Source organism: Streptomyces rimosus (assembly GCF_008704655.1).
In the GTDB taxonomy this organism is placed as follows: domain Bacteria; phylum Actinomycetota; class Actinomycetes; order Streptomycetales; family Streptomycetaceae; genus Streptomyces; species Streptomyces rimosus.
This window is the reverse complement of record NZ_CP023688.1, coordinates 3,890,014-3,913,554: the sequence shown is the minus strand read 5'-3', so window position 1 is coordinate 3,913,554 and position 23,541 is coordinate 3,890,014. Positions and strand designations below refer to the sequence as shown.

Below are 23,541 nucleotides of genomic sequence, written 5' to 3'. Positions count from 1 at the left end.
CTCTCGGTTCGGGGGGTGCCGTGTCGCCCGGGAATGATCCGGTGTCCGGGGTGGTGTCGTGGGGGCCGGAATCCCCACGCTCCCACGTTCCGGGCCGAACGCGACCGGTTCTGCCACCCGGAGTGAACCGGCGCCGACACCAAGGTGAACTCTGGGCGACGTATGTTCGAGCAGGCCCTCGAACGGCTGGGGAAGTGTCACAGCCGACGCATAACCTGGAGTCATGAACGTGGACGCGGCCGTCGCCGCAGTGGCAGCGATCGCCGGTTTGTGCACCGGCGTCTTCGCCATGCTGGCGTTCCGCTGGAGTGAGCGGGATCAGGCCAAGCCCACCCGTACCTCCCTGCACACCGACGCGGTGCTGCCACCCGGTGTCGACACGGTCCTGTCCGTGCTGCGCTCCTCGGCCGTCGTCCTGGACGAGGCCGACGCCGTCGTCAAGGCCAGCTCCGCCGCGTACGCCCTCGGGCTCGTACGCGGCGGCAAGCTGGCCGTCGAGCCGATGCTCCAGATGGCCCGCGAGACCCGCCGCGACGGCGAGATACGCCAGATCGAGCTGGACCTGCCGCGCCGGGGCACGGGCCGGGGCGGCGACGCCCTGGCGGTCTCCGCGCGGGTCGCGCCCCTCGGCTCGCGGCTGGTGCTGCTCCTGGTCGAGGACCTGACCGAGGCCCGGCGCATAGAAGCGGTACGCCGCGACTTCGTCGCCAACGTCAGCCATGAGCTCAAGACCCCGGTCGGCGCGCTGTCGCTGCTGTCCGAGGCGGTCATGGACGCGAGCGACGACCCGGAGGCCGTCGAGCGCTTCGCGGGCCGGATGCAGAACGAGGCCACGCGCCTGACCAACCTCGTCCAGGAACTGATCGACCTCTCCCGGGTGCAGAACGACGACCCCCTGGAGGACGCCGAGCCGGTGCGCGTGGACGAGCTGGTCGCCGAGGCGATCGACCGCTGCCGCCAGCAGGCCGGCAGCAAGCAGATCACCATGGCCGCCGCCGGCACCGCCGACCTGCACGTCTGGGGCAACCGCGGCCAGCTCGCCGCCGCTCTCGGCAACCTCGTCGAGAACGCCGTCAACTACTCACCGGCCCGTACCCGGGTCGGTATCGCGGGCCGCCGTGTCCAGGCACATGGGGGCGACCTCATCGAGATCGCGGTGACCGACCAGGGCATCGGGATATCGGAGAAGGACCGGGACCGTATCTTCGAGCGGTTCTACCGCGTGGACCCGGCGCGCTCGCGCGCCACCGGCGGGACCGGCCTCGGCCTCGCCATCGTCAAACACGTGGCCGCCTCGCACGGCGGGGAGGTCACCGTATGGAGCGCTGAGGGACAGGGCTCCACCTTCACCCTGCGTCTCCCGGAGGCCGGCGCCGTGCGTGACCGTGCGCGCGCCGCCTCCGACCCGTCGGCGGAGGGCCTCGACGACGAGGACCGCCCGTACGAGACCTTCAACGATCCGCTCCCTGCTCACCCTGCCCCGGAGGTCCTTCCGTGACCCGAGTGCTCGTCGTCGAGGACGAGGAATCGTTCAGTGACGCCCTGTCGTACATGCTCCGCAAGGAGGGCTTCGAGGTCGCCGTCGCGGCCACCGGCCCCGACGGCCTGGACGAGTTCGAGCGCAACGGCGCCGACCTGGTCCTGCTGGACCTGATGCTGCCGGGCCTGCCCGGCACCGAGGTCTGCCGTCAGCTGCGCGGCCGCTCCAACGTCCCGGTCATCATGGTGACCGCGAAGGACAGCGAGATCGACAAGGTGGTCGGTCTGGAAATAGGAGCCGACGACTACGTCACCAAGCCCTTCTCCACCCGGGAACTGGTCGCCCGGATCCGCGCGGTGCTGCGCCGTCGCGGTGAGCCGGAGGAGGTCACGCCGCAGGCCCTGGAGGCCGGGCCGGTACGGATGGACGTGGACCGCCACGTCGTCACGGTCTCCGGCGGGAAGGTGGACCTGCCCCTGAAGGAGTTCGACCTCCTGGAGATGCTGCTGCGCAACGCGGGCCGGGTGCTGACCCGTATGCAGCTGATCGACCGCGTCTGGGGCGCCGACTACGTGGGGGACACCAAGACGCTGGACGTCCACGTGAAGCGCCTGCGCGCCAAGATCGAACCGGACCCGGGCGCGCCGCGGTACCTGGTCACGGTCCGCGGGCTGGGGTACAAGTTCGAGCCGTAAAAAGCGGCAAGAGGCAAAGGACGACGGCCGGGCAGCGAGCCCGGCCGTCTTCAGGGCACCGAGGTTCCCCGTGCCGGATCACGGGCCGTACCAAGGGTTCTACGCGAGCGCCGTGCGCCCCGGATCATCCGGGACCACACGGCGCTCGCGGTCGTTCTGTGCGTGACGGCTGCGCGCCGTCGGCGGCGCGTCAGCGGCCTTCCGGCCTCAGCGGCCCTCGGGCGACTGCGGCGTGCCGTTGCCGCCCGGCGTGGCGCTGCCGCTGGACGAGCCGCTCGGCGTGGCCGCGCCCGAGGGGCTGCCGGACGGCGAGGCGCTGCCGGACGGGCGGGCCGAGCCGGACGGCGACGGCATCTCGCTCGGGCCGAAGTCCTTGAAGTAGCTCTTGGCCGGGACGACGAAGGCCCGCAGGGAGACCTTCCCGGCGTCGCTGAAGTCGAAGGTCACGGGCTGCGCGTCGCCGTTCTTCACGGCCTCGCGGCCGCTGTTCAGTACGGCGGAGGCGTTGCCCTTGCCGCCGATGACGACCGAGCCGCCGGCCGGGACCACGATCGGCCCGGAGCCCTTGGCGGGCGCCAGCTTGGCTTCCTTGTTCGTACCGTTGACCTTGATGGACTCCAGCGTCTGGTCCTTGCTGCCGTTGTTGAACACGGTCGCGGTCACCACGGCCGGGCCCTGGGCGTTCGGGTCGGGCTGGGTGACGACGGAGGCGTTCTGGATCTTGATGTCGCCGACGCTGGTCGCGGCGTTGTCCGGCTTGACCTGGAGCGTCTGGGCGTCGTTCCCGGCTCCGCACGCGGAGAGCGTGGCAATCGAGAGCGTGAGGACGGTGGCGGCGAGGACGCCGCGTCGAAGGCTGCGGCTCACGGCGGCGGCATCTCCTTGGACGAACTACGGCGGCCGAACTTCGAGCCCGGTCGCGGGGGCGGCTGGGCGGCCCGTGCGCGGGCGCCGTGTCGACGTCCGCGTAAAGCCGCCCTAAGGGTGTGTCAGCGCCGCTAGGTTACCGAGCCGCCCCCGGGCCGCCGCACCCGACCCGCCCCCAGGACGATCACACCCTCGTCACATCCCTCCACAGCACGCCACGGGCGCCCTCCGCCGTACGTCCGAATGGCGCGGACCGCCCGTCACCGGGGAAGTTCCCGGGCCGCTCCGCGTAAGGCCCCGGCGAGTCCGTAGAAGAAACCCGAATATGAGGCAAGCGGCCGTTCGGGTGAAGCGCGGCGGTTTCCCCGGAGGTAAATCGGCATTCGCAGGGAATGCGACGGCTTCCCGGAATTGATCACGTACGGCGTCCGGGACGTGATGATCAATTCATGATTCGGCGGACACCCGCCTCCCGGAACCGAACGGAGTAGCGGAACTGCGACATCCGGATTCCGGCAAAACGGGACGTACGGGCGTCGTGCCGGGCCTCTTGCGGGGTGTGACGTACGTGTTTCAGGCCGCGCGCGAAGCGCCTCCGACCTGCGAATTCCTGCGCCCGGAGGGTTGCCGAAGCACGTTCCGGCCGTTGTTGTCAAGCCCCGAGATATGCCCTGACCTGCGAAAACGCCATTCAGAACAGCCCGTTCCCGTGTTAGCATGGATAGCCACGGAAGGGGTACCTGTCACATGACGTTCAAGGTTGGCGACACCGTGGTCTATCCCCATCACGGGGCCGCGCTGATCGAGGCCATCGAAACTCGCCAGATCAAAGGCGTGGACAAGACCTACTTGGTGCTGAAGGTCGCCCAGGGTGATCTGACTGTTCGTGTACCAGCGGACAATGCGGAGTTCGTCGGCGTACGCGATGTGGTCGGCCAGGACGGGCTGGACCGGGTCTTCGAGGTGCTGCGCGCACCGTATGCCGAAGAGCCGACGAACTGGTCCCGTCGTTACAAGGCAAATCTGGAGAAGCTCGCTTCGGGTGACGTGATCAAGGTCGCCGAGGTGGTGCGTGACCTGTGGCGTCGTGAGCGGGAGCGCGGACTGTCCGCCGGTGAGAAGCGGATGCTCGCCAAGGCCCGCCAGATTCTGGTGAGCGAACTCGCCCTCGCGGAGAACACCAACGAGGACAAGGCCGAGGCCCTGCTCGACGAGGTCCTCGCGTCCTGACGACGTAAGAATGCCGCGGTGCCCGAGTGGCGGCCGACTCCGGCTCGGAGCGGTCAGTTGCCGGGCGCTGCGGCATATCTGCCTGCGCTGCGGTCCGCACTACAGGAACCGTACGCGCGCGTCGCGCAGGCTGCGGGAAAGCGTGCGGAACCGTGCACCACTACCGAACTCTGTGATCGTTCCCCGTGGTGATCGCCCCCGTGTTCGTCCCGCCAAGATCCGCCGTCTCGCCGGCTTATGGCGTGCCGGGCCCGGGCAGCTGTCCCGACCGGTCGTCACGGAAGGGTCCGGATCGGGGCGTCGCGCCCGGCACACTGCGGCCATACCCATGTCGGCTCAGGAAACAAACCTGTCTGCGCTAATTCCGGGGTCTCCCCGGGCTTCGGAGCAACCGATGTCAGACGTATCCCCAGATTCCGCCGGTCACACCGGCACGCCCCGGCTCCGTACGGCCGCGGTGATCCCCGCCGCCGGACGCGGCGTACGGCTGGGCCCGGGCGCCCCCAAGGCGCTCCGGGCGCTGGGCGGCACACCCATGCTCGTGCACGCCGTACGCGCGATGGCCGCCTCCCGCGCCGTCTCCCTCGTCGTGGTCGTCGCCCCGCCGGACGGCGCCACCGAGGTCCGCAACCTGCTGGACCAGTACCCGCTCTCCGAACGCACCGACCTGAAGGTCGTGCCCGGCGGCGAGACCCGTCAGGAGTCCGTGCGCCGCGGCCTGGAAGCGCTGCCCGACACCATCGACGTGGTGCTGGTGCACGACGCGGCCCGGCCGCTGGTCCCCGCCGACACGGTCGACTCGGTGATCGCCGCCGTACGGGACGGCGCCCCGGCCGTCGTACCGGCGCTGCCGCTGGCCGACACCGTCAAGCAGGTCGAGCCGCGTACCGGCGGGCGGGCCGGCGAGCCGGAGCCCGTGGTGGGCACCCCGGAGCGGGCCCGGCTGCGCGCCGTACAGACCCCGCAGGGCTTCGACCGGGCGACCCTGGTCAAGGCCCACGAGACGGTCGCCCTCCAGGGTGACGGCGCGACCGACGACGCCGGGATGGTCGAGCAGCTCGGCGCGCCCGTCGTGGTGGTGCCCGGCCACGAAGAGGCGTTCAAGGTGACCCGGCCGCTGGACCTGGTGCTCGCCGAAGCCGTACTCGCCCGCAGGAGGGCCACCGATGGTTATGTATGAGCCGCAGCGCATGCCGCTGGTGGGCATCGGCACCGATGTGCACGCCTTCGAGAAGGGGCGCGAACTGTGGGTCGCCGGGCTCCTCTGGGACGACGCGGCAAGCGACGGTTACGGCCTGGCCGGGCACAGCGACGGCGACGTGGTCGCGCACGCGGCCTGTGACGCGCTCTTCTCGGCCGTCGGAGTCGGCGACCTCGGCGCGCACTTCGGCACCAGCCGCCCGGAGTACGCCGGCGCCTCCGGCGTGACGCTGCTGTCCGAGGCAGCCCGCATCGTACGGGCCGAGGGCTTTGTGATCGGCAACATCGCGGTGCAGGTCATCGGCGTACGCCCGAAGATCGGCAAGCGGCGCGCCGAGGCCCAGAAGGTCCTCTCGGAAGCGGCCGGCGCGCCGGTCTCGGTCTCCGGCACGACCTCGGACGGCCTGGGCCTGACGGGCCGCGCGGAGGGACTGGCGGCGGTGGCCACGGCCCTGGTGCTGCCGGGGGTCTAGACGGCGGAGCCGGGCGCGGGCGTACGGGCGGGGAGCGCATACCGGCCAGGCGCGGGCGTACAAACCGGAGCATTCAGCCGCCGCAGGCCGACCGCCCCGGCCGCCGCAGGCCGACCGCCCACGGGTGAATATCGGTCAGGCGGCGTGGGAATCCCGCGCGGCGCACGGGAGTTGGGCAGAGTCGGGAGTGCGGATCCGTCCGTACCCCGCGGTCCGCGTCCCGTACCCCCGCGGCCCGTCGCCGCCCGCCCGACAGCCCGCAGGAAGGATTCGCCATGGCAGTCGCCCTGTCCGACGACCTCAAGGCCCTCCTCGACGGCCCGGTCTTCGTCACCCTCGCGACCATCCAGCCCGACGGCAGCCCCCAGGTGACCCCGGTCTGGGCCAAGCGGGACGGCGACGACGTGCTGATCTCCACCACCGTCGGCCGCCGCAAGGAGCAGAACCTGCGCCGCGACCCGCGCGCGACGGTGCTGGTGCTCCCGTTCGACTCGCCGTACACATACGCCGAGATCCGCGGCACGGCCACCCTGACCGTCGACGAGGAGCGGCAGCTGGTCGACGAGCTGTCGCACAAGTACACCGGCAAGCCGTACGACGAGTTCAACCCCGGCAGGCCGGACGACTCCCCGCGCGTCATCATCCGGATCACCCCGCGCAAGGTGATCGGCCGAATCTGAGGCCGCGGTGTCCACATGCGTCGCGTCGAGGGGAAATATCACGCTTCTGTGACCGTGTGCCCCGGGGGTCGCGGGGCACTGTCCGGTTCGGACTACCCTTGACGCGTGACTATTCGCCTGTACGACACCAGCGCCCGGCAGACTCGTGATTTCACCCCGCTCACGCCGGGCTGTGTCTCGATCTACCTGTGTGGCGCGACCGTGCAGGCCGCACCGCACATCGGGCACATCCGGTCGGGGCTGAATTTCGACATCATGCGCCGCTGGTTCCTCCACCGCGGCTACGACGTGACGTTCATCCGGAATGTCACGGACATCGACGACAAGATCATCACGAAGGCCGCCGACCAGGGCCGTCCGTGGTGGGCGATCGGCTACGAGAACGAGGTCGCCTTCAACACGGCCTACGACACGCTCGGCTGCCTGCGCCCCACGTACGAGCCGCGCGCGACCGGTCACATCCCCGAGATGATCGAAATGATGCGGGGCCTGATTGACCGCGGTCACGCTTACGCGGCGGACGGCAACGTCTACTTCGACGTACGGTCCTTCCCGGGCTACCTGGAGCTGTCCAACCAGGAGCTGGACAACCTGCTCCAGCCCTCCGGCGAGGGCGAGACCGGCAAGCGCGACCCGCGCGATTTCGCCATGTGGAAGGCGGCGAAGCCGGGCGAGCCGAGCTGGGAGACCCCCTGGGGCCGCGGCCGGCCCGGCTGGCACCTGGAGTGCTCGGCCATGGCGCACAAGTACCTGGGCGCCGCCTTCGACATCCACGGCGGCGGCGTCGACCTGGTCTTCCCGCACCACGAGAACGAGATCGCGCAGGCCAAGGCGTACGGCGACGACTTCGCCGGCTACTGGTGCCACAACGCCTGGGTGACCATGAGCGGCGAGAAGATGTCCAAGTCGCTGGGCAACTCGGTGCTGGTCTCGGAGATGGTCAAGCGCTGGCGCCCGATCGTGCTGCGCTACTACCTGGGCACCCCGCACTACCGCTCGATGATCGAGTACAGCGAGGAGGCGCTGCGCGAGGCCGAGTCCGCGTTCGCGCGGATCGAGGGCTTCGTCCAGCGGGTGGTGGAGAAGGCCGGCCCGGTCGAGCCCGCCGCCGAGGTGCCGCCGGCCTTCGCCGAGGCGATGGACGACGACCTCGGCGTCCCGCAGGCGCTCGCCATCGTGCACACCACCGTCCGGCAGGGAAACTCCGCGCTGACCGCCGACGACAAGGAATCGGCCGTCGCGCGCCTGGCGGAGGTCCGCGCCATGCTCGGCGTGCTGGGCCTGGACCCGCTGGACGAGCACTGGTCGGGCGGTGGCACGGACCGCGGCGAGGACCTGCACGGCGTCGTCGACTCGCTCGTCCGGCTGGTCCTGGAGCAGCGCCAGGCGGCCCGCGCCCGTAAGGACTACGCGACCGCCGACGCCATCCGCGACCAGCTCCAGCAGTCCGGTCTGGCCATCGAGGACACCCCTTCGGGGCCCCGCTGGTCGCTGTCCTGAGGCTGACCGTCGTCCTGAGGCGTCGCTCGGGGCAGGCATCCACGGCAACCGGTCGGCAGCGGCTCGCCGCACCGGCCGGTTGGCCGTACCGGCCGTCTACAGGCGACACTTCTTGCAGACACGCGCCGGGCGCACAGCACACCTGCGCCCGGCGCACCAGACACACATCCGTACGTACGTATCCACTCCACGTCGCGAGACGTCGAGAGCAGTGAAGAGACAGGTGACCCATGGCCGGCAACAGCCAGCGCAGGAACCGCCGCACGTCCAACAAGAAGGGCATGCAGGTCGGCAGCGGCGGCCAGCGGCGCCGGGGCCTGGAAGGCAAGGGCCCGACCCCGCCCGCGTCCGCGCGCAAGGGACATGTGAAGAACCGCATCGCCAACGCCAAGGCCAAGCAGGCCGCCCACCGGCGCCCGGCCCCGCGCCGCGGCGGCGCCAAGGGCACCTCGGAGCTGGTCGTCGGCCGTAACCCGGTCTTCGAGGCGCTGCGCGACGGCGTGCCCGCGACGACGTTGTACGTGCAGCAGTTCATCGAGAACGACGAGCGGGTGCGCGAGGCGCTGCAGCTCGCCGCCGACCGCGGCATCAACCTGATGGAGGCGCCGCGCCCCGAGCTCGACCGGATGACCAACGGGCTCAACCACCAGGGCCTCGTCCTCCAGGTGCCGCCCTACGAGTACGCGCACCCCGAGGACCTGGCGGCCGCCGCCTTCGACGACGGCGAGGACCCGCTGATCGTCGCGCTGGACGGCGTCACCGACCCGCGCAACCTGGGCGCCGTGGTGCGCTCCGTCGCCGCGTTCGGCGGACACGGCGTGGTCGTGCCGGAGCGGCGCGCCGCCGGTATGACGGCGGGCGCGTGGAAGACCTCGGCGGGCACGGCGGCCCGTACGCCGGTCGCGCGCGCCACGAACCTGACGCGCACCCTGGAGGGCTACCAGAAGGCGGGCATGACCGTCGTGGGCCTCGCGGCGGACGGCGAGATGGAGCTCCAGGACCTGGAGGTGCTGGACGGCCCCGTCGTCATCGTCGTCGGCAGCGAGGGCAAGGGCCTGTCGCGGCTGGTCGGCGAGACCTGCGACGTCCGCGTACGCATCCCGATGCCGGGCGGCGCGGAGTCGCTGAACGCGGGTGTCGCGGCGGGCGTGGTCCTGTGGGAGGCGGCGCGCCGGCGCGCGTGAGGTGGTGAGGCGCGCGGGCGGGTGGCTCACGGCCGAGCCCCTGCCCGCCGGTCCCTCCGCCCGTACCACCCCGTCCACTCTCGTACGTACGTCCGAATCGTCACCCGGAAGGCTGTTCGGCGACGGCGTACGTCGAAACCCGTACGGCCGGGGCCTCCCCGCGGCCATGCGCAGGCCGCCCGCACGACCGCCGGTGATCCCGGACGATCCCGCCCTTCCTTTGACGGGCCTCGGACAGATCGGCGCGGTCGAAGCAGTGTCTTAAACGCGGGTCACTCGGTTAGATGAGCGTGGACACCAGAACACCCCGCACGCCTACGGGGGGACGCTCGCCGGGCTTCGATGACGAGCCGGTGCTGAGCTCGGTCAAGGTGCCGTGCGATCCCGCGCAGGTCATCGTCAATCACGCCAGCTTCCGCGTGCAGCTCGCCGCGCCCGCCACAACCAGCAGCGCCCTGGCCGACACCGCCAGCATCCCTGTGGTCCGGGAGCCGGTGGTGGGCAGACGTCGCGCGCCCGTGGTGTGGAGCGGCCGCACCGAACCCGGCGGCACGACCGCGGCCACCAGCCAACTCCTGCACGCCGTACGGAACTCCGGCCGCACCACCGCCGAGCGGGGCGAGGACGCCGGCACCACGACCCAGGTCCTGCCCAGGGTCCGGCTCGACGAGGAGCAGCCCGCCGCGGGCTCCGCAGGTCCGTCCTCGACCGTGGTCGGCCAGCGCGGCCCCGTGGACGGGGACACCACCCTGCTGGAGGGCGTACGCCCGACCACCGGCGCCTACGACCACTACGAGGACGAGCCGCCGTACGCGGACGACGAAGCCGCGTACGAACGCCCCGACGACGGGCCCAAGCGGCGCGGCGAGACGATCCGCCACGCCTACTACCCCGGGCACCGGATGAACCTCGGCGTCGTCCTGCTGCCGCTGCGCATCTTCCTCGGCCTGATCAGCGTGTACGCGGGCATGGGCAAGCTCTGCGACCCCGTCTACTTCGACGGCGGCGAGCGCGGCTCGATGGTCAAGTGGCTCCAGTCGCTGCACCCGTGGTCGCTGGTGGCGCCGCTGCGCGACTTCGCGCTCTCGCACCCGGTGGGGGCCGGCCTGACCGTGGCCTTCCTCCAGGTCGTGGTCGGCGTGCTGACCATGTGCGGGCTGTGGCAGCGGGTCGCCGCGTCGTTCGGCGCGCTGCTGTCCGCCACGCTCCTGATGACGGTCAGCTGGCGCACCGTACCGGTCTACGACGCCCCGGACATCATCTACCTCGCCGCCTGGAGCCCGCTGGTCATCGCGGGCGCGCCGGTCTACTCGATGGACGCCAGGCTGGCCGGGGAGGCGTGGCGCCGGCTCGGCCCGCGGGTCGAGCTGTGGGCCCTGCGGCGCCGGGTACTGCGCCGCGGCGCCGTCCTGACGGCCGTGGTCGTCGGCCTGACGCTGCTGACCGGGTCGCTGCTGGGCAGTGCCGTACGGTCCGCCACGGTGCCGTCCGTACCGAAGCCCGGCGAGCCCGCGATCAACAACCTGCCCGGCTCGCCGCTGCCCCAGCAGTCCGAGCGCGGCGGCACCAAGGTGCGGCCCGGCCCCGGACGCCCCGGCAAGACGCCGAAGCACCCCGGAAAGCCGTCGGCCGACGCCTCGCGCAAGGCAGGCACCCCGAAGTCCAAGACCCCGTCGGCCTCGGCCCCCGGCATGGCGCGGGCCACCGGCAGCGTCACCGGGTCGGCCCAGCAGCCCGGCCACACGTCCAACGGCACGCCGCCGCGGCAGTCCGTACCGACACGGGCCCCGGCGACGACCCCCCAGGCCCCCTCCGTGGGCGGCACCGCCGGCGGCGCCAACGGAGGCGCGAGCGAGAGCGGTTCGAGCAGCTCCAGCAACGGCAGGGGGCGGGGGAGCACGCTGGGCGGGTTGCTGGGGTGAGGGCCTGGGCCCTCACGTGAGCCGGATACGACGGACCGCCCCTACGGCAACGGCTGTGGGGGCGGTCCGTCGTGCGGCCGCGGGGCCACCTGTACGTACAGGAGCTCAGGCGCGTTCGCGCTCAGACCCCCCGCGAGCCCAGCTCCTTGGCCGCCTCGGTCAGGTCCTTGGCCGTGTCGATGGCCCGCCAGTACGCCCCGTGCGGCAGCGGGAAGCCCGCCAGCCGGCGTTCGCGGGCCAGGCGGGGGAACGTGGTGCGCTCGTGGTCCCCGCGCGCGGGCAGCAGCCCGGTGAAGGCGGCGGAGAAGACGTACACACCGGCGTTGATCAGGTAAGGGGAGGGCGGCGCCTCGATGAAGTCGAGGACATGGCCGAACTCGTCGGTCTCCACGACGCCCCAGGGAATGCGCGGCCGGGCCAGCGCGAGGGTGGCGTCCGCGCCGCGCTCATGGTGGAAGTCCGCCATCTCGCGCAGGGAGAAGCGGGTCCAGATGTCGCCGTTGGTCGCGTACCAGGGCTCTTCCGGCCGGGGCAGCGAGGCGGCGGCGTACTTCAGACCGCCACCGCGACCGAGCGGCTCGGTCTCGACAACGGTCGTGACATTCAGGGGAAGTTGTGCCTGGGACAGCCAGTCCTGGAGCACTTCGGCCAGATGGCCGCAGGAGACGACCGCGTCCGTGACGCCCTCGGAGGCCAGCCAGGCGAGCTGGTGGCCGATGATCGGGGTTCCGGTGCCGGGAATCTCGACCATCGGCTTGGGACGGTCGTCGGTGTACGGGCGAAGTCGCGAACCCTGGCCTCCGGCCAGGACCACGGCCTGCGTGGGGTGCGGGTACGGGGCTGTCATGGTTCGCACCCTATGCGGTGCGAGCCGGGGTCACTGGACAGAGGCGACGCCGGTGGCGAACGACGTATCGCAGACCGGCCGGGACCATGCCTGCGCACGGTGCGTGGCACCGCCGTACTTGGCGACCGCGGCACGGCCCAGGGCGCGCGCGATGGCCATGCAGTGCTTGGCCAGCGAGGGCCGCTTGGTGGTCTCCTCCTGGAGGTGGGTCAGGGCGACACCGGGGTCCTTGTCCTGGAGTTCCACCAGGAGCCGGTCGCGGAGCACGTCCTGCGGCGCCCGGGAACCGGCCTTGGTGGAGGCGTTCTCGGAGGACGCGGTCAGCATCTGCGAGTCCGTCCCGGGAGACGCCCACGGGACGCGGGTGACGGCGAGCGTCCCGGACAGGACGAGCACGACGGGAAGGACTAGGGCGAGGGTTCGGCCGATACGGCGGGCTGCGGAGTTCACGGGGCGATGGTAGCGAGTAGTGATGATTTGGCGACATTTAGTCACCGAATCGAGCGATATTTTCGCTCTCTCAACGCGCGCGATGTTGACGTACAGGCTCGAAATGACGGCTGTGCCGGGGTATTTGTCGACAAGGGGGCTGGGTGGGGGGGCGGGCTCCTGGCGCGACGGGGCGGCGGTGGCGGCCTCGGTGGGACGGGACGGCGGTGGCGGCCTCGGTACGACGGGACGGCGGTGCCGGCCTTGGAGGGCGGGCACCGCCGTGTGGGAGGAGCTGGTGGGCCGTCCAGGCCGCTGCATCACGCGGCGGGCGGGGGCTAGCCTACGGGGTGGCCGGGCGACCCGGCAGCGTACGGGGCGGCCCGGCCAGCCGGCAGCGTACGGGGCGGCCTGGCGGCCCGGCAGCGGCCCGGTCACTCAATGGCGGCTCGGTTGCTGAGCGGCGGCTCGGTTGATGGGGGCGCCGGCCCGATTGGGGGCGCCGGCCCGGTTGATAGGAGCGCCGGCTCAGTCATTCAGTCACTCAGCCGCTCACCCGTCGACGTCGAGAAGACGTGCGTCTCACCCGGCCGCGGCACGACGTGCAGCTCGGTGCCCTTCTCCGGCACCTGCCGCCCGTTGACACGTACGACCAGGTCCTTGTGCTCGTCACCGACGACCGCCGACCCGTACACGTACCCGTCGGCACCCAGCTCCTCGACCACGTTGACCGTGACGGCCAGGCCCGCCGGGGCGTCCGCGGCCTCCTTGGAGAGCGACTTGGCGGCGCTGCCGTTCTGCTCCACGATGTCGAAGTGCTCGGGACGGACGCCGACGGTGACCGTACGGTCCCCCTTGTCGGCCGCGGCGGCCAGCGCCTCCCGGCTCACCGGCACGACGCTGTTGCCGAACTTCACACCGCCGTCCGTGATCGGCACCTCGACGAGGTTCATCGCCGGCGACCCGATGAAGCCCGCGACGAAGAGGTTGCTGGGCCGGTCGTACATGTTGCGCGGCGAGTCGATCTGCTGGAGCAGCCCGTCCTTCAGGACGGCCACCCGGTCGCCCATCGTCATGGCCTCGACCTGGTCGTGCGTGACGTACACGGTGGTGATCCCGAGGCGCCGCTGCAGACCGGCGATCTGCGTACGCGTCTGTACGCGCAGCTTCGCGTCCAGGTTGGACAGCGGCTCGTCCATGAGGAACACCTGCGGCTCGCGCACGATGGCGCGCCCCATGGCCACCCGCTGACGCTGACCACCGGAGAGCGCCTTGGGCTTGCGCCCCAGGTACTCGGTCAGGTCCAGGATCTTCGCCGCGTCCTCGACCTTCTGCCGGATCTCCGCCTTGTTCACGCCCGCGATCTTGAGCGCGAAGCCCATGTTGTCGGCGACGGTCATGTGCGGGTAGAGCGCGTAGTTCTGGAACACCATGGCGATGTCCCGGTCCTTCGGCGGCAGATGCGTGACGTCCCGGTCCCCGATCCGGATCGCCCCGTCGTTGACGTCCTCCAGCCCCGCCAGCATCCGCAGCGAGGTCGACTTCCCACATCCGGACGGCCCGACCAGGACGAGGAACTCGCCGTCCTCGATCTCGATGTCCAGCTTGTCGACGGCGGGCTTCTCGGAACCCGGGTAGATCCGGGTCGCCTGGTCGTAGGTGACCGTAGCCATGGTGTATCCCTTCACCGGCAGGAACGTGCCGGACGATCCGAGTAAAAGGAGTGGTGTAGTCCACTGCTGAGGACTGACCGTGACGGTACCCGCGCCGACGCCCGCTGTCAGTAGCCCGCGGGTCACGAAATAACGGCGCCAGGTAGGCTGCGACCCTGGGTACACTTCACCAGGCACGCCTCCTTAGCTCAGCTGGTCAGAGCAACGCTCTTGTAAAGCGTAGGTCGTCGGTTCGAATCCGACAGGGGGCTCTGTCGCTGACCAGGCGAAACGCATTGGGACACCCCTCCGGAAGGTCTTCCGGAGGGGTGTCTGTGTTTTGGCTGTTCGTGGATGGCGGGCGCTCTACCCTGGCGTGCATGACGGGTCTGCAGCGGCACCCCCTTGTGGATACGGCGGTTCGTTATCATCAGGCTGTTGGTCGTGGTGCTGTCGGGGAGGAGCTGGCCGGGTTCTTTCATGCGGATGTTGTGCAGCGTGAGTTCCCCAACGTGCTATTTCCTGATGGGGCGGTGCGGGACCTGGCCGGCATCCTTGAGGCTGCTGAGCGGGGGCGCGGGGTGTTGCGGTGCCAGAGGTTCGACGTGCTCAATGCTGTTGCGGTGGGTGATCAGGTGGCCCTTGAGGTGGACTGGGCCGGGACGCTGGCGGTGGCGTTGGGGGACCTGCCCTCAGGGCATGTGCTGCGGGCTCGCATCGCGGTTTTTCTGGAGTTTCGCGACGGTCGGATTGTCGCTCAGCGTAACTATGATTGTTATGAGCGTTCGCGGTCGGTCGGGGAGCGGGAGGCCGGGTAGCCGGATGGGGACGTTCTGGTTGGGGGCGGCTTGCGGGCTCACGTGCTGCTTTTCGGCCTGCGTTATCCGGCGTCGTTCAGCCTCTCCACCGGAATCCAAAGCTCTGCGTCCGCCTGTGATGAATCTTGCGACAAGCGGGTGCGCAGGATCTCCGGCCCCGGTCGGCTCTGATACGGGTTGGACGGGAACCACTGGGTGAATACGTCGCGCCAGAGGAACTGCAGCGCCTCCGGGAACGGGCCGGAGTTCTCGAAGACTGCCCAGGTGCCGGCGGGGACGACCAGGGTGTCCAGGTCGTCCGGGGCGGGCAGCTGGCTCACCACGCCGTGGTAATAGTCGAGTTCGGTGCCCTCGGCCCGGCTCGGGTCGAGGTCGTCGCAGACCGCGACGAGTCCCTCCGGCTGCTGGTCGGACAGCGCCGTGATGCGGTCCAGGGTTTCCTGGCCGATGCCGCGGATGAAGTCCGCGATCGCCGGGTTCACGCCCTGGTGGACGAGCGGAACCCGGGCCTTCTTGCCGATGACGTGGAACTGTTCCTTCTCCACGACCCGGTATCGCATGCTGCTGCTCCCTTCGATGATGAGACGGAAGGACATCCGGGGCTGGGAGTGCAGTGCGGCGCCGGTCCGCCGGGCCTCGCCCGGCCCCACACCGTGTACGGCCCGGAACGCGCGGGCGAACGCTTCGCCCGAGCCGTACCCGTACCGCACCGCGATCTCCAGCAGCGTCCGCTCCCCGGCGAGCACCTCGGCCCCCGCGACGGTGAGCCGCCGGCGCCGGATGTACTCCGACAGCGAGACTCCCGCCAGCGCGGAGAACATGCGGCGGAAGTGGTATTCCGACGTCATCGCGATCCGCGCCAGCCGGCTCACCTCGATCTGCCGGTCGAGGTGGGACTCGATGTGTTCCAGGGCCTCGTTCAGCCGCTCCAGCACTTCGGCCTCCTTCCCTTGTGCTCGTCACGTTAGGAAGATCGCATGTGGCCGGGCCCGACATTCTGTGCCCGGTCCGGTCGGGTGCGATGGAGGGAGGGGAGGACGGTCGAATGCGGTCGAGTTCGTTCGGGGGCGGTCTGGTGTGGGCGGGCTCGGTCGGGGTGCTCGCGGGTGGCGTGTTTCGTCGGGTGCGCTGTACGTGCGACGGCGTAGGTTCACCGGCATGGCGACTTCGATGGGGCGTGTGGATCACGAGCGACGGATGACGCGGGCGGTTCGGGCCGCGGAGGACGCCGGGCTGACGGGACTGATCGTGACGCCGGGGCCCATGATGGTGTGGCTGTGCGGATACACCCCCGCGAGCGTTCGGGGGCTGGTGACCGCGCTGGTCATCACCTCGGAGCCCGCGGAGCGGCGGCCCCAGCTGCTGGTGCCCGCGCACGAGAAGGCCGTCGCGGAGCAGGCCCCAGGCGCGGGCGCGCTGGAGGTGACCGCTTGGGCGGTGGGTGCGGCGGACCCGTACGCCCTGCTGGCGGACTGGCTGGCTCCGGATGGGCGTTACGCGGTCTCGGACATGACATGGGCACGCGACCTGCTGGCTTTGCAGCGCGCCGCGCCGGGCACCTCGTATATCGCGGTTACGGAGGCGCTGCCCATGCTGCGCGCCGTCAAGGACGCCCACGAGGTGGCACGGCTGGAAGCCGCGGCGGTGGCCTCGGATGCCACGTACGAGGCGGCCCTCGGCCTGCGCTTCGCCGGGCGGCGGGAGCGTGAAGTGGGCGCCGATATCACGCGATTGCTCACCGGGAACGGACACGAGGCGGTCGCCTTCGTGGTCGTGGGGTCCGGCCCCAATGGGGCCGATCCACAGCACGAGGCGGGCGAGCGGGTCATCGAGGACGGGGACATGGTGGTGCTCGATTTCGCCGGCCTGAAGGACGGCTACTGCTCCTACACCGGCCGGACCGTACGCGTAGGGGCGCCGCCGTCCGCCGAGGAGCGCAAGGTGTACGAGGTCGTACGGGAGGCGCAGCGGGCGGCCTTCGAGGCGGTGCGGCCGGGCGCGGCCTGCCAGGAGATCGACCGGGCGGCCCGGAGGGTCATCAAGGCGGCGGGTTACGGGGAGTACTTCACCCACCGTACGGGCCGGGGAATCGGTTCTGTCCCGCACGAACCGCCGTACCTCGTGGAGGGCGAACAACTGCCGCTGGTTCCCGGGATGTGCTTCTCGATCGAGCCGGGGATCTACCTTCCGGGGCGGTTCGGCGTGCGGATCGGGGACGTCGTGACGTGTACGGATACGGGCGGGCGGTGGCTGAACCGTAGTGAGAGGGAGATGTTGGGGGTGGTGAGCTGAGGGGTGTCAGCGGGGGGGGGAGGCGCAGCTGTGCATAACGGCTGCCACACACTGCCCGCGATGCTCCCCCTCGTGACACACACCGCTCGCGACGCGCATCCTCCCGCCCGGGCCCCCGCCACCCACCGCCCCTACGGAATCAGCACAACCTTCCCCATCGTTCCCCGGGTCTCCAGTGCCCGGTGTGCCGCTGCCGCTTCCGCGAGCGGGAAGCGCTGTACGTCCGGTACAAGGCGGCCCGCTGCTGCTTCGGCGAGCGACGCGGTTTCCAGGGTGCGCATCGGGTTGTCGCCGCCTGCTTTGGCCAGCATGACGGGGCCGAGTACGGATTCGGAGGTGATGCCGCGCTCGGCCAGCTCGCCTTCCGCGAACTCCAGGGGCACGCCCGAGGACCAGCCGAAGACGAGGTGCTGCCCGCCCCGGGCGAGCAGGCCCACGGCGGCGCGGCCCGGTTCGCCGCCCACGGAGTCGAAGACGACGGTGGCGCCCGGGAGCGCGCGCACTGCCAGGAACGCGCGCACCACTGAGGGCCAGCCGGCGTTGGTGTAGTCCACCGCGAGGTCGGCGCCCAGCTTCCGTACGCGTTCGACCTTGGCCGGGCCGCCCGCGAGGCCGATGACGGTGGCGCCGACGTTCTTCGCGTACTGGACGAGGAGCGAGCCGATGCCGCCGGCCGCGGCCGGGACGAGGGCGACGTCGTCGGCGGTGAGGTCGGTGAAGCCGAGGATGCCCATGGTGGTGCGGCCGGTGCCGATCATGGCGACGGCCTGGGCCTCGTCCAGGTTGCCGGGAATCTCGTGGAGCTTTTCGGCATGGACGACGGCCTGCTCGGCGTAGCCGCCCGGGTTCATGCCCAGGTGGGCGACGACCCGGCGGCCCAGCCACGCGGGGTCGGTGCCCTCGCCGAGGGCGTCGACCGTGCCCGCGACCTCCCGGCCGGGGATGGTCGGCAGCTCGGGGAGCGGGGCCGGGCCGCCCGCGACGCCCTGGCGCAGCGCCGTGTCGAGCAGGTGGACGCCGGCCGCCGCCACGGCGATCCGGACCTGGCCGGGGCCGGGCAGCGGTGTCTCGGTCCGCTCGTATACGAGGTTCTCGGCGGGGCCGAAGGCGTGCAGGCGGATCGCGTGCATGGTGGTCTCCAGGGGAGGGCGGTAAAGCGGGCGTACTGGTGGACGGCGGTCTGAGGACGGTCCTGTAGAGGCGTGGCCGTCCCGACCGGTGGCCCTCACTCTGGTTCCTCAACTTTGGTTGAGGTCAAGGTCGGTTGCTGTCAACGCTCCTCTCAGGGGGCGTCACGTCCGGCTCACGAGGCCCTGGAGTGCGGGGTGGTTACGGTGCCGTCGGCTTCGGTGGTGTCGCTGGTGCTGAACTTGGTGCCGGTGCCGGTGCCGGTGCCGGTGGGTACGTACGGCGCCGCGCGATCGGCCCTGGTGGAACGGAGCGCCAACGTGCTCGCTTCCAGGGCGCTGCTGAACGAGACCTCACTGAGTACGCCGGGCGCCGCCACCTGGTCGCCCACCAGGTAGACGCCGTCCCCGCGCTCGACGGCGGGCCGGTCGCGCCAGGTGGTGCCGGGCAGGTCCACCGCGCCCGTACGGCCGAGGGAGAGCGCTTCGCGGCGCCAGGTCAGGCGCTCGCGCCACTGCGGGAAACCGGCGTCCAGCAGGCGCTCGGCGCGGGCGATGCCATCGGTGCGGTTCTCGTCGGGGCCGATGCCGACCTGGCACTGGAGGAGTTCCTCGCCGTGCGGGGCGAGGGAGCGGTCCTGAGCGGTGAAACGTTCGACCCAGCCCGGGAAGTCGATGCCGGAGATCGCGAACAGGTCGCCGCGCCGGGAGCGCAGAGCGACGTCGAGCAGCATCGTGCGGGCGCTGTCCCAGGTCAGGCGATCGTCCTTGAGGAGGGCCCGGGCGGATTCGAGGTGCGTCGCGACGATCACCGGGCCGTCCTCGGGCAGCGCGTCGACACGTGCGCCGGTCTCGATGCGTACGCCCAACTGGCGCGCGTGTTCGGCCATACGGGCGATCAGCTCGCACCAGCCGCCCCGGATGTAGTGCGCCTCGGGCGGGAACGAGATGGTACGGCGCAGCCGCTCCTGGACGAAGGCGGCGGCGAGCATGCCGGGGTCGTGGTGGAACGTCGCGACGCCGACGTAGTGGGCGGCGGCGCGTGCTGCCGCCTCGCCTTCCTGGGAGGCGGCCCAGCTGAAGAAGTCCTGGTCGACCGGCGCGTTCTTGTACCTGCGCAGCTTGAGCAGACCCGCCGGAGGGACGCGGCGCAGCACGCCGTCGCGGTGGAAGCGGAATCGGGTGGCCTGTAGGGGTGGCAGCGGGGCGAGCGGCTTGAGGAGGCCGCGCTGTTCGAGCCAGGTCCAGTGAGGGCCGCCGTTGTAGAGGGCGTGCGGGCCCTCGTTCGTACGGTACGGGCCGTCGGCCGTACGGGCCCGGCCGCCCAGCGAACGGTGCGCCTCGTAGAGGGTGACCGAGGCGCCGCCCTCGGCGCAGGAGATGGCCGCGGTCAGGCCCGCGAAGCCGCCTCCGATGACGGTGATGGTGGGGCGTCCCGTGGTGGCTTGTCGCATGGTGGGTCCTCCTTGGGTGAGGTGAAGCGGTAGAGGGCGGATCGCGGGCGGTTGAGTGATCGGGCGGCTGGGTGGCTGCGCGGTCGGGTGGCTGGGTGGTCGGTGGCTGATGGTCGGGTGGCTGGGGGTCCTTGTGCATGGGACGAGTGGGGTGGCGACGGTTGTGACATGCGTGCGGGGTCAGGGGCATCTGTGCTGGTCAGGGGCTGGATTCGGGCGATTGTCAGTGGGGTGGTTCACGATGGGGTCAGTCGGCGGTGCGCGGGCGGAAGCGGCAGGGACGGGCAGGAAGGCGGTGGGCAGGCGTGTGGGAGCGTGACGAGGGGGCGGGGCGGCCGGGACGGGCGGCTGCGGAGGGCCGTTCGGTGGGGGAGGGGCGTTCCGTACGGGAGGGGCGAGCGGCGCGTACGGGGCGGGCCGCCGCGCAGGAGGGGCAGGCGGCAGGTACGGGGCGGGCCGTGCAGGAGGTACGGCGGCCGTCGGTGCGGCTGCCGGAGCTGAGCCCGTACACGGACGCGGAGTTGGAGACCGAGGGGGATTACGACGGGCTGGAGTTCGCGGACACCGATCTGACGGGGCAGGCGGGGCGCGGGGCCCGGTTCATGGACTGCGCGGTGCGGCGGTGCGCGCTGGACGAGACGGTTCTGAGCCGGGCGCGCTTCATCGACAGCGTGCTGGACGGGGTGCGCGGTGTGGGGACGGACCTCTCGCAGGTGTCGCTACGCGACGTGGAGGTCCTGGACGCCCGGCTCGGCGGCGTTCAGATGCACGGAGCGGTGCTGGAGCGGGTCGTGGTGCGCGGCGGGAAGGTCGACTTCCTCAATCTGCGCAAGGCGAAGCTGAAGGACGTCGCGTTCGAGGGCTGTGTGCTGGTCGAGGCGGACTTCGCCGGCGCGGAGCTGGATCGGGTGAGCTTCGACGACTGCACGCTGACCCGGGTGGACTTCAGCGGCGTACGGATGCGGGACGTCGATCTGCGCGGGGTCGCCCGCCTGGACATCGCGCGGGGCATCGACCAGCTGTCGGGCGCGGTGATCAGCCCGGCCCAGCTGATGGATCTTGCTCCGGCGTTCGCGGCGGAGATGGGGGTGCGGGTGGAATGACGGTACGGGCGGGGACAGGAGCGTGGGGCGGGGTGGGGTCGCCCGTACGAGCGGCCGCGATCGGGCCGGCGCCGCTCATACGCGAGGGAAGCGGGCCTGGAGGTCCCATACGGCCGGGTTGTCGGCGAGCCCGTCGTGCAGGTCGGTAAGGTCGGCGATCAGGTCGTGCAGGAAGTCGCGGGCCTCGCGGCGCAGCTCGGAGTGCTGGAAGGTGAGCGGGGCCTCGTCGGCCGGCATCCAGTCGGAGTCGACGTCCACCCAGCCGAAGCGGCGCTCGAAGTACATCCGGTCCGCCGATTCGGTGAAATCCAGCTCGGCGTACTGCGGCTGCGCGGCGCGGTTGCCGAGCGGATCACGGTCGATCCGTTCCACGATGTCGCACAGGGCCCAGGCGAAATCCAGCACCGGCACCCAGCCCCAGGCGGTCGAGACCTCACGGTCCTCCTTGGTGTCGGCCAGGTAGACGTCGCCGCAGAAGAGGTCATGGCGCAGGGCCCGTACGTCCGCGGTGCGGTAGTCCGTTTGCGGCGGGTCCGGAAAACGGCGGGAAAGGGAGTAGCCGAGGTCGATCACGTCCTCGATGGTGTCACGTTCGTACGTTCGTCCGCGCCGCCGCGGTCGGCACAGCCGCCCGGGGTGTCGTCGGCAGGGGGCACGGCGCCTGCGTAACGACTCGGGCCAACGGGTCCGGGGCGACGAGCCCGGACCAACCAACTCAACAGGAGCAATGAGCCCGGGCCGAGGAAGCCAACCGGCGTCACGAGCCCGGATCGACGCAGCAGATCGACGCAGCAGATCGACGAAGCAGGGCCAACGAACCAGGATCAACGAAGCCGGAACAACCAACCCGGAGCAACCAACCCGGAACAACCAATCCGGATCAACGCATCCGGTCAGTCAGAGGGTGGGGATGATCATGTCAGGTACCAAGGCCAGACGCTCGGGCGTCGCGCTGTTCGCCGCCGCGGCGCTGGTGACGCTGCCGGTGATCGGTACGGAACGGGGCGCGGCCGCCATGGCCGCGTCGGCGCCGGCACCGACGGAAGGGGCCGCGGGCGCGGGGGAGGCCGCGGGGAAGAACAGCGCCTCGCCCGGTGATCGCGGCTGTGGGCAGCGGTGGCGCGGCGCCTGGGCGACCTCGCCGCAGGCGCCGCACGCGCTGATGCCCAACTGGTCGGTGGCGGGCTTCACCGATCACACGGTCCGGCAGGTGGTCCGGGTCAGCACGGGCGGCACCAAGGCCCGTATCGAGCTGTCCAACCGCTACGGCCGTACGCCGCTGAAGGTGACCGGCGCGACCATCGCCCGTGCGGGCAAGGGGGCGTCGGTGCAGGACGGTTCCGTGCGGGACCTGCTCTTCGGGGGGCACCGGTCGGTGACCGTGCCGGCGGGTGGCGAGGTGCGCAGCGATGGGCTGCCGATGAAGGTCCGTGCGCTGGAGTCACTGACCGTGACGCTGTACCTGGCCGGGCCGACCGGACCGGCCACCTTCCACCAGACAGCCTTGACCACGACCTACCGCGCGAAGGGCGACCACCGGTCGGACACCGGCGCGGCGGCCTTCACGGAGAAGTCCGAGTCCTGGTACTACCTGACCGGCGTCGAGGTTTCCGGCGGCAAGGACGACGCGCGCCGGAAGGCGGTGGTGGCCTTCGGCGACTCCATCACCGACGGCTACGGCTCCACCACCGGCGCGAACCGCCGCTACCCGGACGCGCTCGCCGAACGCTTCGCGGCCACCGGACGCCCGCGCGGGGTGCTCAACCAGGGCATCGGCGGCAACCGGATCACCGCGGACTCGTCCTGGGCCGGGGAGAAGGGCGTGGCCCGCTTCCGGCACGACGTACTCGGTGAGCCCAACGTGGGCTCGGTCATCGTGCTGGAGGGGATCAACGACATCGGCGCCAGCGCCTCGCCGAACTGGCCCGATGGCTCGGCCCCTGATGTGTCGGTCGCCCAACTCATCCAGGCGCACCGTTCGTTGATCCGCCAGGCGCACGCGGCCGGGGTGAAGGCGATCGGCGCGACGGTCACGCCGTTCAAGGGCGCCGCTTACTACTCCGAGCGCGGCGAAACCAAGCGCGACGCGCTCAACGCCTGGATACGCACCTCCGGTGAGTACGACGAGGTGGTCGACCTGGACCGGGCCCTGTCCGACCCGTCCGACCACGACCGCCTCGCCCCGGCCTACGACTCGGGCGACCACCTCCACCCGAGCGACGCGGGGTACCGCGCGATGGCCGAGGCGGTGGATCTGGACGAGCTGTGAGGGGGTGAGGAGGCGGGGTGGTGAGGCGGTGGCGCTGCCCGGGGGTGGGCGGGGCGTGGTCCCCGTCGGTTGTGGTGTAGGGCCGTCCGGGAGAGTTGCCTCCGCCGTGCCCGTCCTGCTGTGTCCCTGCAGTGGTGCCCTTGCCGCTGCGTCCCGGGAGGGCCCAGCCGTCGACGAGCGTCGTTTACGGAAGTCCATGGGGCGGCCGGGGAGGGGGCGTCGCGTGCCGCCCCCCGGCGTCGGCCACGACCCGCTCGGCTGGTGCTGCGCGGGTCGCGGTGACCGCAGCATGGTTGAGGTCGCGGGGGCCGCGAGCCTC

The 23,541-nt window shown here is 71.2% G+C and carries 21 protein-coding genes and 1 tRNA gene; 14 read left to right on the top strand and 8 right to left on the bottom strand.

The window, feature by feature from the left end:
• Nucleotides 1-223 precede the first annotated feature (223 nt).
• Nucleotides 224-1,498: a sensor histidine kinase gene (locus CP984_RS16290; protein WP_003981263.1), complete on the top strand. Its 1,275-nt coding sequence runs from the start codon at nt 224-226 to the stop codon at nt 1,496-1,498.
• Nucleotides 1,495-2,175 (top strand): response regulator transcription factor, encoded by a 681-nt coding sequence (locus CP984_RS16285; RefSeq protein ID WP_003981262.1) that lies wholly within the window; start codon nt 1,495-1,497, stop codon nt 2,173-2,175. The genes CP984_RS16290 and CP984_RS16285 overlap by 4 nt, the downstream gene beginning before the upstream one ends.
• 207 nt (nt 2,176-2,382) lie before the next feature.
• On the opposite strand, the gene CP984_RS16280 is transcribed toward CP984_RS16285, so the two are convergent.
• Entirely contained in the window at nt 2,383-3,042 is a 660-nt protein-coding gene (locus tag CP984_RS16280; protein ID WP_003981261.1) for a copper chaperone PCu(A)C, read from the bottom strand.
• A 747-nt stretch (nt 3,043-3,789) separates the two neighbouring features.
• Here CP984_RS16280 and CP984_RS16270 point away from each other — a divergent pair.
• The 7 genes from CP984_RS16270 (at nt 3,790) to CP984_RS16240 (ending at nt 11,231) form a co-directional block, all read left to right on the top strand.
• A complete protein-coding gene (locus CP984_RS16270; RefSeq protein ID WP_003953493.1) occupies nt 3,790-4,272 on the top strand; it encodes a CarD family transcriptional regulator in 483 nt (160 codons plus the stop codon).
• Between the two features lie 394 nt (nt 4,273-4,666).
• Nucleotides 4,667-5,452 carry a 2-C-methyl-D-erythritol 4-phosphate cytidylyltransferase gene (ispD, locus tag CP984_RS16265; protein WP_003981260.1) on the top strand — a complete coding sequence of 262 codons (786 nt, stop codon included), beginning with the start codon at nt 4,667-4,669 and terminating at the stop codon, nt 5,450-5,452.
• Entirely contained in the window at nt 5,445-5,945 is a 501-nt protein-coding gene (ispF, locus tag CP984_RS16260) for a 2-C-methyl-D-erythritol 2,4-cyclodiphosphate synthase (protein ID WP_003981259.1), read from the top strand. Before ispD ends, ispF begins: the two co-directional genes overlap by 8 nt.
• 275 nt (nt 5,946-6,220) lie before the next feature.
• Nucleotides 6,221-6,625: a PPOX class F420-dependent oxidoreductase gene (locus CP984_RS16255; RefSeq protein WP_003981258.1), complete on the top strand. Its 405-nt coding sequence runs from the start codon at nt 6,221-6,223 to the stop codon at nt 6,623-6,625.
• A 105-nt stretch (nt 6,626-6,730) separates the two neighbouring features.
• Nucleotides 6,731-8,125, top strand: coding sequence for a cysteine--tRNA ligase (gene cysS / locus CP984_RS16250; RefSeq protein ID WP_003981257.1), 1,395 nt, complete (start codon nt 6,731-6,733; stop codon nt 8,123-8,125).
• A 230-nt stretch (nt 8,126-8,355) separates the two neighbouring features.
• Nucleotides 8,356-9,309 (top strand): 23S rRNA (guanosine(2251)-2'-O)-methyltransferase RlmB, encoded by a 954-nt coding sequence (gene rlmB, locus CP984_RS16245; RefSeq protein WP_003981256.1) that lies wholly within the window; start codon nt 8,356-8,358, stop codon nt 9,307-9,309.
• 284 nt (nt 9,310-9,593) lie between these two features.
• Nucleotides 9,594-11,231 (top strand): DoxX family protein, encoded by a 1,638-nt coding sequence (locus CP984_RS16240; protein ID WP_078575072.1) that lies wholly within the window; start codon nt 9,594-9,596, stop codon nt 11,229-11,231.
• Nucleotides 11,232-11,352: 121 nt separating this feature from the next.
• Here the strand turns inward: CP984_RS16240 and CP984_RS16235 are convergent, their stop codons facing one another.
• The 3 genes from CP984_RS16235 to CP984_RS16225 form a co-directional block, all read right to left on the bottom strand.
• Nucleotides 11,353-12,078, bottom strand: coding sequence for a nucleotidyltransferase family protein (locus CP984_RS16235; RefSeq protein WP_030180005.1), 726 nt, complete (start codon nt 12,076-12,078; stop codon nt 11,353-11,355).
• A gap of 30 nt (nt 12,079-12,108) precedes the next feature.
• On the bottom strand, nt 12,109-12,528 hold the full coding sequence (locus CP984_RS16230; RefSeq protein ID WP_030180004.1) for a hypothetical protein: 420 nt from the start codon (nt 12,526-12,528) through the stop codon (nt 12,109-12,111).
• A 515-nt stretch (nt 12,529-13,043) separates the two neighbouring features.
• A complete protein-coding gene (locus tag CP984_RS16225) occupies nt 13,044-14,180 on the bottom strand; it encodes an ABC transporter ATP-binding protein (RefSeq protein ID WP_003981252.1) in 1,137 nt (378 codons plus the stop codon).
• Between the two features lie 177 nt (nt 14,181-14,357).
• On the opposite strand from CP984_RS16225, the gene CP984_RS16220 reads away from it, so the two are divergent.
• Together CP984_RS16220 and CP984_RS16215 are read left to right on the top strand one after the other, a co-directional pair.
• Nucleotides 14,358-14,431: transfer RNA gene (locus CP984_RS16220), tRNA-Thr, on the top strand.
• Between the two features lie 108 nt (nt 14,432-14,539).
• Nucleotides 14,540-14,977 carry a nuclear transport factor 2 family protein gene (locus tag CP984_RS16215; protein ID WP_043978851.1) on the top strand — a complete coding sequence of 146 codons (438 nt, stop codon included), beginning with the start codon at nt 14,540-14,542 and terminating at the stop codon, nt 14,975-14,977.
• Between the two features lie 62 nt (nt 14,978-15,039).
• On the opposite strand, the gene CP984_RS16210 is transcribed toward CP984_RS16215, so the two are convergent.
• Entirely contained in the window at nt 15,040-15,912 is an 873-nt protein-coding gene (locus tag CP984_RS16210) for an AraC family transcriptional regulator (RefSeq protein ID WP_003981250.1), read from the bottom strand.
• Nucleotides 15,913-16,147: 235 nt separating this feature from the next.
• Between CP984_RS16210 and CP984_RS16205 the strand changes: the two genes are divergently transcribed.
• The gene (locus CP984_RS16205; protein ID WP_030179997.1) at nt 16,148-17,269 is read left to right on the top strand and encodes an aminopeptidase P family protein; all 1,122 of its coding nucleotides are present in this window, start codon (nt 16,148-16,150) and stop codon (nt 17,267-17,269) included.
• 131 nt (nt 17,270-17,400) lie between these two features.
• On the opposite strand, the gene CP984_RS16200 is transcribed toward CP984_RS16205, so the two are convergent.
• Complete coding sequence (locus CP984_RS16200) at nt 17,401-18,399, bottom strand: zinc-binding dehydrogenase (protein WP_003981248.1); 999 nt, start codon at nt 18,397-18,399, stop codon at nt 17,401-17,403.
• A gap of 173 nt (nt 18,400-18,572) precedes the next feature.
• Nucleotides 18,573-19,850, bottom strand: coding sequence for an FAD-dependent oxidoreductase (locus CP984_RS16195; RefSeq protein WP_003981247.1), 1,278 nt, complete (start codon nt 19,848-19,850; stop codon nt 18,573-18,575).
• Between the two features lie 458 nt (nt 19,851-20,308).
• Between CP984_RS16195 and CP984_RS16185 the strand changes: the two genes are divergently transcribed.
• Nucleotides 20,309-20,953: a pentapeptide repeat-containing protein gene (locus CP984_RS16185; protein ID WP_030179991.1), complete on the top strand. Its 645-nt coding sequence runs from the start codon at nt 20,309-20,311 to the stop codon at nt 20,951-20,953.
• 75 nt (nt 20,954-21,028) lie between these two features.
• On the opposite strand, the gene CP984_RS16180 is transcribed toward CP984_RS16185, so the two are convergent.
• Nucleotides 21,029-21,526 (bottom strand): hypothetical protein, encoded by a 498-nt coding sequence (locus CP984_RS16180; RefSeq protein WP_003981245.1) that lies wholly within the window; start codon nt 21,524-21,526, stop codon nt 21,029-21,031.
• 337 nt (nt 21,527-21,863) lie between these two features.
• Between CP984_RS16180 and CP984_RS16175 the strand changes: the two genes are divergently transcribed.
• Complete coding sequence (locus CP984_RS16175) at nt 21,864-23,222, top strand: SGNH/GDSL hydrolase family protein (protein ID WP_003981244.1); 1,359 nt, start codon at nt 21,864-21,866, stop codon at nt 23,220-23,222.
• Nucleotides 23,223-23,541: the final 319 nt, after the last annotated feature.

Bases quoted from the DNA above. Each gene is read 5' to 3' on its own strand.
- CP984_RS16290 (WP_003981263.1), top strand. From the start codon at position 224: ATGAACGTGGACGCGGCCGTCGCCGCAGTGGCAGCGATCGCCGGTTTG.
- CP984_RS16270 (WP_003953493.1), top strand. From the start codon at position 3,790: ATGACGTTCAAGGTTGGCGACACCGTGGTCTATCCCCATCACGGGGCC.
- ispD (WP_003981260.1), top strand. From the start codon at position 4,667: ATGTCAGACGTATCCCCAGATTCCGCCGGTCACACCGGCACGCCCCGG.
- ispF (WP_003981259.1), top strand. From the start codon at position 5,445: ATGTATGAGCCGCAGCGCATGCCGCTGGTGGGCATCGGCACCGATGTG.
- CP984_RS16255 (WP_003981258.1), top strand. From the start codon at position 6,221: ATGGCAGTCGCCCTGTCCGACGACCTCAAGGCCCTCCTCGACGGCCCG.
- rlmB (WP_003981256.1), top strand. From the start codon at position 8,356: ATGGCCGGCAACAGCCAGCGCAGGAACCGCCGCACGTCCAACAAGAAG.
- CP984_RS16240 (WP_078575072.1), top strand. From the start codon at position 9,594: ATGAGCGTGGACACCAGAACACCCCGCACGCCTACGGGGGGACGCTCG.
- CP984_RS16235 (WP_030180005.1), bottom strand. From the start codon at position 12,078: ATGACAGCCCCGTACCCGCACCCCACGCAGGCCGTGGTCCTGGCCGGA.
- CP984_RS16225 (WP_003981252.1), bottom strand. From the start codon at position 14,180: ATGGCTACGGTCACCTACGACCAGGCGACCCGGATCTACCCGGGTTCC.
- CP984_RS16215 (WP_043978851.1), top strand. From the start codon at position 14,540: ATGACGGGTCTGCAGCGGCACCCCCTTGTGGATACGGCGGTTCGTTAT.
- CP984_RS16205 (WP_030179997.1), top strand. From the start codon at position 16,148: ATGGGGCGTGTGGATCACGAGCGACGGATGACGCGGGCGGTTCGGGCC.
- CP984_RS16200 (WP_003981248.1), bottom strand. From the start codon at position 18,399: ATGCACGCGATCCGCCTGCACGCCTTCGGCCCCGCCGAGAACCTCGTA.
- CP984_RS16195 (WP_003981247.1), bottom strand. From the start codon at position 19,850: ATGCGACAAGCCACCACGGGACGCCCCACCATCACCGTCATCGGAGGC.
- CP984_RS16175 (WP_003981244.1), top strand. From the start codon at position 21,864: ATGATCATGTCAGGTACCAAGGCCAGACGCTCGGGCGTCGCGCTGTTC.